This window comes from Alkalicoccobacillus plakortidis, assembly GCF_023703085.1.
Classification (GTDB): domain Bacteria; phylum Bacillota; class Bacilli; order Bacillales; family Bacillaceae_D; genus Alkalicoccobacillus; species Alkalicoccobacillus plakortidis.
The window spans coordinates 1,177,811-1,190,715 of the sequence record NZ_JAMQJY010000001.1 but is presented as its reverse complement, the minus strand read 5'-3'; the positions used below and the strand labels follow the sequence as shown (position 1 = coordinate 1,190,715).

The window sequence follows — 12,905 nt, the reverse complement described above, 5'->3', positions numbered from 1 at the left end:
GAACCTGTTATTCTAGTAGTGTGAACATTTTGAGAAAAAGGACGTGTTGGAATGAGTAAACGTGTTATGACACCAGAAGATCTACTTCAGTTGCGCAGCGTGACTTCACCTGCGCTTTCACATGATGGAGAGCATGTTGTGTATGTGGAAACAACCCTACATAACGAAAAGAATACATATTCAGCTGAACTCATTAGAGCGTCTCTCGCAAATCCTGATGACTATCAATATTTGACACAGGGCGAACATATTAATCGAGTGCCACGCTGGTCTCCAAAGGCAGATGTACTTGCGTTTTTATCAAATCGAACAGGCACAACTCAGCTATACGTATTAGGGAGTTGGGGAGAGCCTAAACAACTGACTGATGAGAAAAAGGGAGTCACTGATTTTCGTTGGTCACCTGATGGGAGCCGTATCGCGTATTCGAGCACTCAATTTCCTGAAGCTGAAAAAGAAGAGGATAAACCAGAACCTCTTGTTGTGAACAAAATGAAATACAAATCAGATGCAAGTGGCTTTTGGCAGGGTGAATACGTACATATTTTCACTGTTGATATTGATTCAGGAACGCACACTCAGCTGACTGACGGTGAGCTTTCTTATACGCTGTTTGATTGGACAGCCGACAGTGAGCAGCTGATAGTAGCCTCGGTTAATCAAGAAAACACAGATTTTATTTTTACAAATGACTTGATCCTTCTTTCAGTTGATAGCAAAGAACAAACTCAGCTAACGGACCAAACTCATGTGATAAGCGATGCAAGTGCGTCGCCAGATGGAAAATATCTTGCTGTACGTGCTCATGAAAGAGAGTATGATAATGCCACTCAGAATGAGATCTATCTGCTTGAGTTAGCGACAAACACATGGACAAAGCTAACGGGTGACTGGGATGTGCAACTTGGACCAGTTGTTGCAGCTGATTTCCTTCAAAATACGGTTGATCCTGGACTCGTTTGGGCAGGAGACAGTTTGTCACTAACATTCCTTGTGTCAGAGCAAGGCAATGTAGGTATTTATCAAATCACTGTTGATGGTCAAAGAGAGGCTATTTTAACCGGAAACCAACATGTGTATGGCTACTCCATTAGTTCCGATGGCAGGACTTTAGTTGCTGGTATTAGTGAATCAGGGCATCCTGGTGATTTATATAATGTCTCTCCTGGAACAGACGAACAGACACGATTAACAACAAGTAATGATTCTTTCTTAGAAGAAGTAGAAGTTGTACAAGCTGAGGAAGTCCGGTTTAAATCAGAGGAAGGCCATGAACTGCAGGGCTGGTTGTTAAAGCCTGCTGGATTTAGCGATGGTGAGTCCTATCCATTAGTTGTAGAAATTCATGGTGGTCCACATGCGATGTATGCAAACAGCTATCTACACGAATTTCAAACACTAGCAGCTCGTGGTTTTGCCGTACTTTATATCAATCCACGTGGAAGCTTAGGTTATGGTCAAGAGTTTGTGAATGCTGTACGAGGTGATTACGGTGGTGGAGATTATCGTGATATCATGGCAGCTGTTGATTATGTACTGGGGCAGAATGCTTGGATTGATGAAACACGTTTAGGAGTCACTGGGGGAAGCTACGGTGGATTTATGACCAACTGGATTGTGGGTCATACCAATCGCTTTAAGGCAGCTGTCACACAGCGCTCGATTTCCAACTGGACAAGTTTTTACGGTGTCAGTGATATTGGCTATTACTTTACGGAGTGGCAAATACAAGCGGACCTAGACGACACAGATAAGTTATGGAAACATTCGCCGCTTGCCTATGTCAATCAAATTGAAACACCACTTTTGATTTTACACGGAGAAAAGGATTATCGTTGCCCGATCGAACAAGCTGAGCAGCTGTACATTGCTCTAAAACGTCGTGAGAAAACAACAACATTTATTCGCTTCCCAGAATCAAATCACGAACTATCACGCAGTGGCAAACCAAGCTTACGCTTAAGAAGGTTAGAAGCCATTGGTGAATGGTTTGAGCAGTATTTGTAAAATAAATATAGTGAAGCCAGAACAGTAATCTTTTAGCTATAACTAAAACAAACCATTATGTTGTTTAAATCACATAATGGTTTGTTTTTTTGTTTGTAAATAATCAAAGAGTAGGGATGCTACAGATATACATTCGTATTTACAAGCTGAGGGTGAGCAATCTTGTTCTGACGCAATTGCGAAAGTCGGCATGAGTCCCGCTTGGAAACTACATGTATGTCCTATGCTGGTCTGTGCTGATTTTTAATAGGAGTTAGCGATGTTCTTCTATAGTTGTGCGATTCATTCAAATTGTACGCTTCGGCATTCATTCGTTTCGTTATGGCGCCGAGCTCGTTCTATGTTGATTCACTCATACACTGCTCTCTAAGTGTTTTGACGAGTAGTTAATAAATTTAAAATTTCATCTATTTTTCAATAAAAACTAAATGGACTGAGTGGATTATCTGTTGAAAATTAAGACGCTCTCACAAGCGGACGGGATGGGGGAGGCCGACTCCAGTGGGACTTACGGGCAGGGTTGAAATGAAACGGCGTAGCCGATTTAGTTCAACGCCCGCCCATCCCGGTAGCGGCAAGACTGCAGATTACCACCCTCATGTAACAGTCAAAGAATTTTTAATCTAATTTTCTGAAAAATCAATTGTTCAATAAGTAATAGTTTGGTATTCTTAAAGCAAGCCTGTACAATAGAGAAAAATCGATTGTAGAGGTGTCCCTTCATGAAACCACTTATTTTGGCCTCAAGCTCCCCCAGACGTAAAGAATTACTTCAGCAAATTCGTTACCAATTCACAATTAGAACAAGTGAAACAGATGAGCGATTAGAACCGGATTGGTCACCTGAAGATGCGGTAATCCATCTTTCCAGAAAAAAAGCAGAAGCCGTATTTTCCTTACACCCAGAAGCTGTTGTTATTGGAGCGGATACGATTGTGGTTGTTGATGGTGTGATTCTTGGCAAGCCATTTGACCGACAAGCAGCCAAAAGCATGTTACAACAGTTATCCGGAAGACGACATCAAGTACTAACGGGTGTAACCATTATGTCCTCTTTAAAAGAAACCTCCTTTTTTAACCAAACAAACGTTCAAATGTATGAACTAACGGATGAAGAAATCGACCGTTATCTGGATTCTGGTGAACCCTTTGATAAGGCCGGATCATACGGTATCCAAGGACTTGGCGCAACCTTAGTAAAAGAAATTCAAGGTGATTATTATTCAGTAATGGGCCTACCTCTTGCTGAGACAGCTAGAACCCTTCGTTCTTTTTCCATTGAACCTTTAACACATGATTAACCAAAATTTGTGCATGTTAGAAAGGAGAAAGTGAATTGTCGCTCCTCATTCGAGATGTCCCCGTAACAGAACGACCTCGTGAACGTTTGCTTCAAAATGGAGCTGCCGTTTTAACAAATCAAGAAATTATCGCTATTTTACTGAGAACAGGAACAAAAAAAGAGTCTGTTATTGAGCTTGCAGGAAAGGTACTCGCTCACTTTGATGGATTACCACTTTTAAAGGAAGCAACAATTGAAGAGCTATGTGAAATTGATGGAATAGGCATGGCAAAAGCAGTAGAATTAAGTGCAGCCATGGAACTAGGCAGACGAATTCACAACATGCAGACGGGAGAAAGGTATGCCATTCGTTCACCTGAGGACGTCTCAAATCTGGTGATGGAGGATATGCGCTTTCTAAAGCAGGAGCATTTTGTCTGCCTTTATTTAAACACGAAAAACCAAGTTATTTTTAGGCATACGGTTTTTATTGGTAGTTTAAACGCGAGCATCGTGCACCCTAGGGAAGTTTTTAAGGAGGCATTGAGGCGTTCTTCTGCTTCCATTATTTGTCTTCATAATCATCCGAGCGGTGATCCGACACCAAGCCGAGAAGACATTGATGTGACGAAACGGTTGTATGAAGCAGGGCGCGTGTTAGGAATTGAACTCCTAGACCACATTATTATAGGAGATCGCACATTTATAAGCTTGAAGGAGCAAGGCCATGTAGGATAAGCTTAGAATGTGTGAGAGAATAGGCAAAATTGTGGTTAGATCCGGACCAAAAGGCTGATATTCTTTCCTGGGGCAAGATAAGGCTATTTTTTTCCTTTATTATTCGATATAATAAAGGTTATGATTTCGGATCTGTCATGAAGGGAGATACATAGATGTTTGGTGGGTTTTCAAGAGATATTGGAATTGACTTAGGAACAGCGAATACGCTTGTATATACAAAAGGAAAAGGGATCGTTTTGCGAGAGCCATCGGTTGTTGCATTACGTACAGATACAAATTCGATTGAAGCGGTCGGAAACGATGCAAAAAATATGATCGGACGTACTCCAGGGAATATTGTAGCCATTCGTCCTATGAAAGACGGGGTTATTGCTGATTTTGATACAACAGCTACGATGTTAAAGTATTTTATTCGTCAGGCACAAAAAAATCGTTCTATCTTCACACGTAAACCATCTGTTATGGTATGTGTGCCAAGTGGAATTACAGCGGTAGAAAAACGTGCTGTAGAAGATGCAACAAAGCAGGCTGGTGCAAAGGAAGCTTATACACTAGAAGAGCCTTTTGCGGCAGCCATTGGCGCTGATCTTCCAGTTTGGGAGCCAACAGGTAGTATGGTTGTAGATATCGGTGGTGGAACAACAGAAGTGGCCATTATCTCTCTTGGAGGTATTGTCACGAGCCAATCAATCCGGGTAGCCGGTGATGAAATGGATGAGGCAATCATTCAATATGTTAAAAAAACGTACAGCTTAATGATTGGAGAACGTACGGCTGAGACACTTAAGCTTGAAATTGGATCAGCTAATGCTCCTGAAGAAGTTAATGAAATGGATATTCGCGGTCGTGACCTCGTATCTGGCTTACCAAAAACCATAACAGTTACGGCGCAAGAGATCTCACAAGCACTCTCTGATACTGTTTCAACCATTATTGATGCTGTTAAAAACACATTGGAGCAATCTCCACCTGAACTTGCTGCTGATATCATGGACAGAGGCATTGTTCTAACAGGTGGAGGCGCCTTGCTACGCAACTTAGACCGTTTATTAAGTGATGAAACAAATATGCCTGTTATTGTAGCTGAGGATCCGCTCGATTGTGTAGCTATTGGAACAGGACGAGCATTGGAGAATTTACATTTATTTCGTTCAAAAGCGGGTATCACCTCTCGTTCTGATCGGAAATCGTAAGTAGGTGAACTAAATGCCATCTTTTTTTCCAATAAAAAACTAATCATTCTACTTGTGAGTTTAATTATCCTTGTAGCACTGATCGGCTATTCAACAAGTAATAGAGAAAATCCAACAGGGCCAGAACAGCTTGTTCGTGACTCTGTTGGTTGGGTTCAAAATTTATTTTCTACTCCTGCTCATTTTGTGGGTGGCTTTATTGAAAATGTACGTGATATTAAAGATATCTACGAGGAAAATCAGTTACTTAAATCTAGACTCGATGAGTACGCGCAGATTTCAGTCGAACGAAATCAACTTGCTAATGAAAATCAAACATTACAAGATATGCTTGATCTGCAAGATACCTTAAATGATTATGTGAAGCGCCCTGCGACCGTTATTCATCGGAATCCTGATAGATGGACACAATATGTTGGGATTAATCTAGGATCGAATAATAACATCTCTGCAGATATGGCTGTTGTTGATTCAAATGGCGGTCTTGTAGGAAAGGTGAAACAAACGTCTAAGTTTACGTCGTATGTCCAGCTTCTATCAGACAACGATCCATCGAATCAGGTATCTGCTCAAATCATGGATGGGGAAGATATTCCTGGATATGGTTTCATTGAGGGTTATGATGAGGATCGTAATCTACTAATCTTACGAAAAATAGATATTGAAGCTGAGATTGAACCTGAGCAGATTGTGACAACATCTGGTCTTGGTGATGTCTATCCAAGCCGGATTAATTCTTGGAGAAATAGAAGAAGTTGAGTTAGATGAGTATGGTCTTTCTCAAACGGCTTACGTGAGGCCAGAGGCTGATTTTTCTGCGTTTAGTTATCTTTATGTTGTAGAACGTGGAACAGATGCAATGGATCCTTCTCTTTTAGAAGAGGGGGAATAAGTGTGAGTCGTTATTACGTTGCTGCTTTATTACTTTTTTTACTTGTATTTGAGGGAACCATTGTACCAAATGCCGTTGCAAACTTTTTGAAGCTAGATGTGGTTATGGTTCCTCGTTTTTTGATCATTGTGATTGTGTTTGTAGGCATCTACATTGGTCGAATGCAAAGTCTAACCCTTGGCTTAATTTTTGGTTTTATTTATGATGTAGTTTATACAGAGTTTCTAGGCATATATGCATTTGGTTTTGCTTTTATTGGCTATATCTTTGCGTTCTCAACAAAACGAATTCAAGATAGTGTATTAGTACCAATTGTTATAGCATGTATTGCTGTTGTGTTTTTTGAGTATTATCAGTACGGAATCCTGCAGATGTTAGGGGTAACAGATTGGTCAGCAGGACAGTTTGCAAAAAATCGTGTGCTTCCTACTGTTATCTTTAATGGAGCGTTTGCAATCCTTACTCTCTTTCCAATTCGCAGACTAATTCAACACGTGAACCGGCAAGCAGACTTACGCCAACGTTAATCCTATCCTTCAAAAAGAGGACTATGTAGGAACTGTGGCGAATGTAGTTAAGATTCCAGCACCATTCGATAGAAACAGTCAAAAAATGAACATCGTGTGCAACGAGTGTGTCTGAGGTGAGTAGAAGGTGACGCAGAAAAAACAACATGTAACAATAAAAGGCAAGAAGGATGGTCTGGTTTTCCTTTTGGATGAGCACTGTGCCTATGATTGCTTAATAACTGAGTTGACTGAAAAGCTCAATTCTAATTACTATCAGCATAAAGAAGGACCAAATGTTCGAGTCCGAGTGGATGTAGGTCGAAGGTTTTTGTCAGAAGAGTCTGAGGCAGAATTGCGTCAAGTAATTACTGAAGGCAGGGCGCTTGAAATTGAAGCCATTGAATCAACGGTTATTTCAGTTGAAGAAGCCGAAAGACGTCAGCAAGAAAGTCAATTCCTCACACTTACACGATTCGTCCGCTCTGGGCAAGTACTAAAGGTTCGAGGCGACGTCTTACTAGTAGGAGATATTAATCCAGGTGGGACATTAATGGCGACGGGAAGTATCCATGTGCTTGGTGCATTAAAAGGAATTGCGCATGCAGGCTATGAAGGGAACCGAAAAGCAGTAATTACTGCATCATTAATGGCCCCCGTTCAGCTGAGAATTGCCTCTGAAATTTATAGTTTTGCTGATATTGACCATGAGGACACGTTTATGGAAACCGCGTTTTTAAAGGGTGCAACTTCAGAATTTGTTCTGGAACGTGTACAGAAGCTAGTTCATGAACGACCGGAACTGACATCAAACACGAGTCAGCTTATAGAGGAGTAAAGGGTTCTGAGAGAAAGGGGAATAGACGTGGGAGAAGCGATAGTAATTACAAGCGGAAAAGGCGGAGTTGGTAAAACAACCACCTCAGCAAACGTTGGCACCGCATTAGCTTTGCAAAATAAAAAGGTATGTCTGGTGGATACAGATATTGGCTTACGTAATCTGGATGTTGTCATGGGGCTTGAAAATCGGATTATCTATGATTTGGTGGATGTCGTTGAAGGGCGTTGCCGCTTAAAACAGGCATTAATTAAAGATAAACGATTTGAATGTTTATTTTTACTTCCAGCTGCCCAAACAAAGGATAAAACATCCGTTGATCCTGAGCAGATGCGTAAGATTATTGAAGAATTAAAACAAGAATATGATTATGTTATTATCGACTGTCCAGCAGGAATTGAACAAGGGTTCAAAAATGCTATCTCCGGTGCTGACCGAGCAATTGTAGTCACAACACCAGAGCGTTCAGCCGTAAGAGATGCAGATCGTATTATTGGTTTACTTGAAAAAGAAGATATTGAAGCACCACGTTTAGTTGTCAACCGAATTCGTGGCCACATGATGCAAAATGGTGAAATGATGGACGTTGATGAAATTGCAGCAATTTTAGCCATTGAGCTAATCGGAATCGTCATTGATGATGATGAAGTTATTAAATACTCAAATAAAGGCGAACCAATTGCTCTACATACTGGCAGTAAAGCATCCATCGCTTACCGCAATATTGCTCGCCGTATATTAGGAGAAAACGTACCACTCGTATCTTTCGCAGAGCAAAAAGGCGTACTAGCAAAAATCAAAAAGTTCTTCCGAGTACGATAATTAAGAAGCTAGATGTTTTAGCTATCAGAATAAACGAACCATTATGTTGTTTTACTCACATAATGGTTCGTTTTTTTAATTCATTTAGTTATGTGTGGTGCTTTTAGACTATATGTAAGGTTGAAATTCACTAGCGTAGCCAGACGAGACTTGCCTTCATCCCAGGAGCGGATCAGAGATGTACATACCTAGCAACTTTTTTAAAATCCCGTGTTTAGTTACATGTGCACAGGGTACATTATAAGTACAAGCATTATAGGAGTTGATAAAAAATGAGTAAACATATTGCGGTACTTATCACAGATTATTTTGAAGACGTAGAGTATACAGACCCAGTCAAAGCTTACAAAGAAGCGGGTCACGAGATTACAACGATTGAACACAAAAGCGGTAATACTGTAACGGGGAAACAAGGAGATGCAACAGTCACAATCGACAAATCTATTGATGATGTAAAACCATCTGATTTTGACGCATTACTTTTACCCGGAGGTTTTTCACCAGACATCCTTCGTGGTGACGATAAATTTGTTGAGTTCACAAAAGAATTCGCAAACTCAGGCAAACCAATATTTGCGATTTGCCACGGACCACAACTACTTGTCAATGCAGATGTCCTTAAAGGACGGACAGTCACTGGCTTTAAGTCGATTCAAGTTGACCTGAAAAATGCAGGCGCAACTGTGAAGGACGAAGAAGTAATTGTGTGTGGAGGCAACTTAGTCACAAGCAGAACACCAGATGACCTCCCAGCATTTAATCGTGAATCAGTAAAAATCCTTGCATCATAAGCTATGCATAAATAAAGCCAGTACAAACTGCTGGCTGTTTTACTTGGATTATAAATCGTCACTCATCACTTTTACGAGATAAATAGGTAGGACCAATAACCATGCCTTTATCATATTCTTTACATACATCAAATATCGTAAGGGCTGCTGTAGAAACAGCGGTCATTGCCAGAGTATCTAGTGACGTAGATGTCTTAGACTTCAAAAATGCTTGAATCATTAAAGTATGTTCATCCCACGTAAACTCTATCCGAAGCGTATCAACTGTTGTTGAGTGGCAATATGGAATCCATTGCCCAGGATTTTTAGCAGCCAATGTACCTGCAACCCGCGCAGAATAACAAAGCTCATCCTCTTGGATTCTACCTTCTTGAATAAGAGAATAGATGAGATCACTACACTCAATCGTTGTATTCGCAATAGCTGTTCTTTCGCTTGATGAAGAGAAGGAACGGGCTAGTGAAAAGAAATTTGGTTTAGAAGAGCGTTTTCGCCTGTTCATAGTTTCTCCTCCATTTCAGCAATCAGTACGAACAGAATATACACTGTGTAATCATAATAGAAAACTAGACAAACTGTCAATTAGAGGAGGATTTTATCCCATGATTCAATCAAAGCTTGTCGTAAGATGTATGATCTTAACTGTAACATCAACAAGAACCTTTGAAAACGATTTAAATGGTGCAACAATGAGAGAGTTACTTGAAAATCATGGACACGCCGTAACAGAATATCAAATTTGCAAGGACGATTATAGCAGTATTCAGAGATGGCTAAAGGTGGCAGCTGCCAGGGCAGATATAGATGTTGTGCTAATAAGTGGAGGTACAGGAATAGCCATTGAGGATACAACCTATGAGGCTGTAAGAGATAGCTTGGACAAAGAGATGCCTGGATTTGGTGAGATCTTCCGGTATATGAGCTTTAGTGAAGATATCGGAACAGCAGCTATTACAAGCAGAGCAATCGCAGGAGTACGTGACGGTAAAGCCATTTTTTCCATGCCGGGTACAACACGAGCAGTAAGGCTTGGAATGGAGAAAATCATTGTACCTGAATTAAAAAATGTTGTGAGAGAAATAATTGAGGGAAATTAAAATAGGCAACTCGGACAGATTAATGTTCGGGTTGTCCTTTTTTTGTGGGTTCGCGAGCGGAAAGGGGGCGCCGTGAGTGGATCTTGCATGTAGGGAAGAGGATCTTGCATATAGAGAGTGTGTCTCGCATGTCGGAAGGAGGAACTTGCATGTAGGGAAAGCGTCTCGCATGTAGGAAGGAGGATCTTGCATGTCAGAAAAGCGTCTCGCATGTAGGAAGGAGGATCTTGCATGTAGAGAAAGCGTCTCGCATGTCGGTAGGAGGGTCTTGCATGTGAGGAGAGTGTCTTGCATGTAGGAAGGAGGATCTTGCATGTGAGGAGAGTGGCTCGCATGTCGGAAGGAGTGTCTTGCATGTCAGAAAAGCGTCTCGCATGTCGGAAAGGGGATCTTGCATGTGAGGAAAGCGTCTCGCATGTAGGAAAGAAGATCTCGTATGTAAGAAAAGCGACTTGCATGTCATCAAGAGGCATCCGCGACCATAAAGACCACCCCGCGCGGAACCGAGCTACTCACGTGCGAAAAGAAAAACTCTCTAAAAAAATAGCCCAACCAGGCTATGGTTTGGGCTACAGATGAGCTTATATTAGCGATGTTGTTCATACAGATCGGCTTTGGTCCTTGTTTTTAGCCAGTTTATCTCTTCTACTGTTAGTGGATTTCCGTTGATAGCTTGGACATTTTCACGCATTTGCTCAACACTGCTCGCACCGGCAATTACGGATGCAACTGGCACTTGGGAGAGATTGTAGTGGAATGCAATTTCAACAAGTGAGCGTTCTTGGCCGAAGTGCTCTGATAACTGTTTCCGAAGTTCTTCTAGTTCATTCAGTGAATAGGTTAAATAGCCTTTCTCAGAAATGGATTTACTCGATTGTAAAGGACGTTTACTTAAAATTCCCTTTGCAATTGGACCTCGGGTTACCACACTGACCTGATGCTTAGATAATAAATCAAACCACTCCTCTGGACGACGGTCAAGAAGACTATACTGCATCATGACACTAACAATGGATGATTTCGTTAGGTATTCTCGGATGACATTAGGGCGGATGGAGGAAATCCCATATTCCCGGATTACTCCTTCTTGCTTTAACTCTTCAAATGCCTCAATCGTTTCATCGATTGGATCGTCTATGGTTCCACCGTGAAGTTGATAGAGGTCGATGTAATCGGTTTGCAAGCGGCGTAAACTGTCTTTTACAGCTTGTTGGATATGTTTTTTAGAAGGGTCCCATTCCCAACCTTCCTTGCCTTTTTCGAAACGATTTCCAGCTTTGGTCGCTAGAATTAATTCTTTTCGCCTCGATTTAATAGCTTGTCCAATCAATTCTTCATTTTCACCCATATCATATAAGTCTGCTGTATCAATATAATTGACGCCTTGATTTAATGCTTCATCAATAATAGATTTCGCATTGTTTGGTTCTTTTCCTAGAGACATTGCTCCGAGTCCAAGTTCACTCACTACTAAATCAGAAGAACCAAGTTGTCTTGTTTTCATTTAATTCACTCTCCTTCAAAGTATGTATCGTATTCTTTTCCCTTCTTCATCAAGAATCAACCTCATAATATCGTGGGAATGGACATACTGTCTCCAGACAAATCATAAAGTAGAGTACAAGCAGATCTGCAATGATAAGGAGTGTGGCAGGATGTCAAAGCAGCTTCAACAAGTCCGTAAACGAATAGAAGCAAAAAGGAAAACAAATCGGGGGTATCATGGGGTAGAAACTTCCTCTAAATCAAGCATACGCCAACTGAATTCAAATGTAAAAGAAGTGGGTACATCGTTTGATCCAGAAGGAGAAAGTTCACCAAAACGCTATGTGGGGTCTTTTGTTTTACGTACATTGTTTTGCACATTGATTTTTTTATCGCTATTAATCATTTATCGGACAGATCAAGCAAGGTTAGAACCGGTGCGAGAAGTTGTCAGTCAAACATTTGAGCAAGAATTTCAATTTGCTGCAATCAGTCAATGGTATGAGTCAAACTTTGGACGACCAATCACGTTATTACCACCAAAAACAACAGATCAAACAAACAATCCAGCAGAACCACCAGTCGAGTTGACGCCATATGCAGTTCCTGCAACAGGTACAATTCGTGAAAACTTTGACCAAAATGGTCGTGGCGTGATGATTGAGACAGGGGAAGGCATTGAAGTACACGCTGCGACAGGTGGGTATATAACGGATGTAACAGAAAAAGAGGATACTGGTAAAACCGTTATTCTTCAACATTATGATGGAACAGAGTCCACTTATGGCATGCTAGATGAGATCACAGTCAACATCTATGATCATATTCAAGCGGGTCATGAACTTGGTACTGTATCAAAAAGCGAGGATAATAAAGGCATTTATTATTTTGCATTAAAAAAAGGTGAGGAGTACATTAATCCTAATGAAGTGATCTCATTTGAATAAAATGTGGAAACTCCTTTTATTGATTCGAATTAATCCGTTTTTCTGGGTTGTGCTTGGTTCTGGATTTGTAACGGGTTATTTTCGAGAAGCACTCATGCTTTTTTTCATTGTGTTTGTGCATGAGCTAGGTCATGCATCTATGGCTGTTCATTATGGCTGGAGAATCCGAAAAATTGAGCTGCTCCCATTTGGTGGTGTAGCTGAAATAGAGGACAGTGGCAATAAGCCGATTAAAGAAGAATTACTGGTTGTTTTAGCTGGTCCTCTCCAGCACTATGGATGATCGGAGCCTCGTATGCATTGG

The 12,905-nt window shown here is 41.0% G+C and carries 15 protein-coding genes; 13 read left to right on the top strand and 2 right to left on the bottom strand.

What is annotated here, in order from left to right; translation table 11 throughout:
- Positions 1-51 precede the first annotated feature (51 nt).
- The 10 genes from NDM98_RS06475 to NDM98_RS06435 all read left to right on the top strand — a co-directional run bounded on the left by NDM98_RS06475 (position 52) and on the right by NDM98_RS06435 (position 9,072).
- Positions 52-2,007 carry a S9 family peptidase gene (locus tag NDM98_RS06475; protein ID WP_251605530.1) on the top strand — a complete coding sequence of 652 codons (1,956 nt, stop codon included), beginning with the start codon at positions 52-54 and terminating at the stop codon, positions 2,005-2,007.
- 722 nt (positions 2,008-2,729) lie between these two features.
- A complete protein-coding gene (locus NDM98_RS06470) occupies positions 2,730-3,308 on the top strand; it encodes a Maf family protein (protein ID WP_251605527.1) in 579 nt (192 codons plus the stop codon).
- Positions 3,309-3,343: 35 nt separating this feature from the next.
- Entirely contained in the window at positions 3,344-4,027 is a 684-nt protein-coding gene (gene radC, locus NDM98_RS06465; protein ID WP_251605523.1) for a RadC family protein, read from the top strand.
- A 155-nt stretch (positions 4,028-4,182) separates the two neighbouring features.
- Positions 4,183-5,223: a rod shape-determining protein gene (locus NDM98_RS06460; protein ID WP_251605520.1), complete on the top strand. Its 1,041-nt coding sequence runs from the start codon at positions 4,183-4,185 to the stop codon at positions 5,221-5,223.
- Between the two features lie 54 nt (positions 5,224-5,277).
- Positions 5,278-5,982, top strand: coding sequence for a rod shape-determining protein MreC (gene mreC, locus NDM98_RS06455; protein WP_308807685.1), 705 nt, complete (start codon positions 5,278-5,280; stop codon positions 5,980-5,982).
- A complete protein-coding gene (locus NDM98_RS23905) occupies positions 5,936-6,115 on the top strand; it encodes a rod shape-determining protein MreC (protein WP_307728696.1) in 180 nt (59 codons plus the stop codon). Before mreC ends, NDM98_RS23905 begins: the two co-directional genes overlap by 47 nt.
- A 2-nt stretch (positions 6,116-6,117) precedes the next feature.
- Entirely contained in the window at positions 6,118-6,642 is a 525-nt protein-coding gene (mreD, locus tag NDM98_RS06450) for a rod shape-determining protein MreD (protein WP_251605518.1), read from the top strand.
- Between the two features lie 127 nt (positions 6,643-6,769).
- Positions 6,770-7,459 (top strand): septum site-determining protein MinC, encoded by a 690-nt coding sequence (minC, locus tag NDM98_RS06445; RefSeq protein WP_251605516.1) that lies wholly within the window; start codon positions 6,770-6,772, stop codon positions 7,457-7,459.
- Between the two features lie 27 nt (positions 7,460-7,486).
- On the top strand, positions 7,487-8,281 hold the full coding sequence (gene minD / locus NDM98_RS06440) for a septum site-determining protein MinD (RefSeq protein ID WP_251605514.1): 795 nt from the start codon (positions 7,487-7,489) through the stop codon (positions 8,279-8,281).
- Between the two features lie 272 nt (positions 8,282-8,553).
- A complete protein-coding gene (locus NDM98_RS06435; RefSeq protein ID WP_251605513.1) occupies positions 8,554-9,072 on the top strand; it encodes a type 1 glutamine amidotransferase domain-containing protein in 519 nt (172 codons plus the stop codon).
- A gap of 58 nt (positions 9,073-9,130) precedes the next feature.
- Here the strand turns inward: NDM98_RS06435 and NDM98_RS06430 are convergent, their stop codons facing one another.
- Positions 9,131-9,574, bottom strand: coding sequence for a cyclic pyranopterin monophosphate synthase MoaC (locus NDM98_RS06430; protein WP_251605510.1), 444 nt, complete (start codon positions 9,572-9,574; stop codon positions 9,131-9,133).
- A 100-nt stretch (positions 9,575-9,674) separates the two neighbouring features.
- On the opposite strand from NDM98_RS06430, the gene NDM98_RS06425 reads away from it, so the two are divergent.
- A complete protein-coding gene (locus NDM98_RS06425; protein ID WP_251605509.1) occupies positions 9,675-10,169 on the top strand; it encodes a MogA/MoaB family molybdenum cofactor biosynthesis protein in 495 nt (164 codons plus the stop codon).
- Between the two features lie 586 nt (positions 10,170-10,755).
- Here the strand turns inward: NDM98_RS06425 and NDM98_RS06420 are convergent.
- Complete coding sequence (locus tag NDM98_RS06420) at positions 10,756-11,673, bottom strand: aldo/keto reductase (RefSeq protein ID WP_251605507.1); 918 nt, start codon at positions 11,671-11,673, stop codon at positions 10,756-10,758.
- Positions 11,674-11,824: 151 nt separating this feature from the next.
- Between NDM98_RS06420 and NDM98_RS06415 the strand changes: the two genes are divergently transcribed.
- Positions 11,825-12,601, top strand: coding sequence for a M23 family metallopeptidase (locus NDM98_RS06415; protein WP_251605505.1), 777 nt, complete (start codon positions 11,825-11,827; stop codon positions 12,599-12,601).
- 1 nt (position 12,602) lies between these two features.
- Positions 12,603-12,884 (top strand): M50 family metallopeptidase, encoded by a 282-nt coding sequence (locus tag NDM98_RS06410; protein WP_251608986.1) that lies wholly within the window; start codon positions 12,603-12,605, stop codon positions 12,882-12,884.
- Positions 12,885-12,905 lie beyond the last annotated feature (21 nt).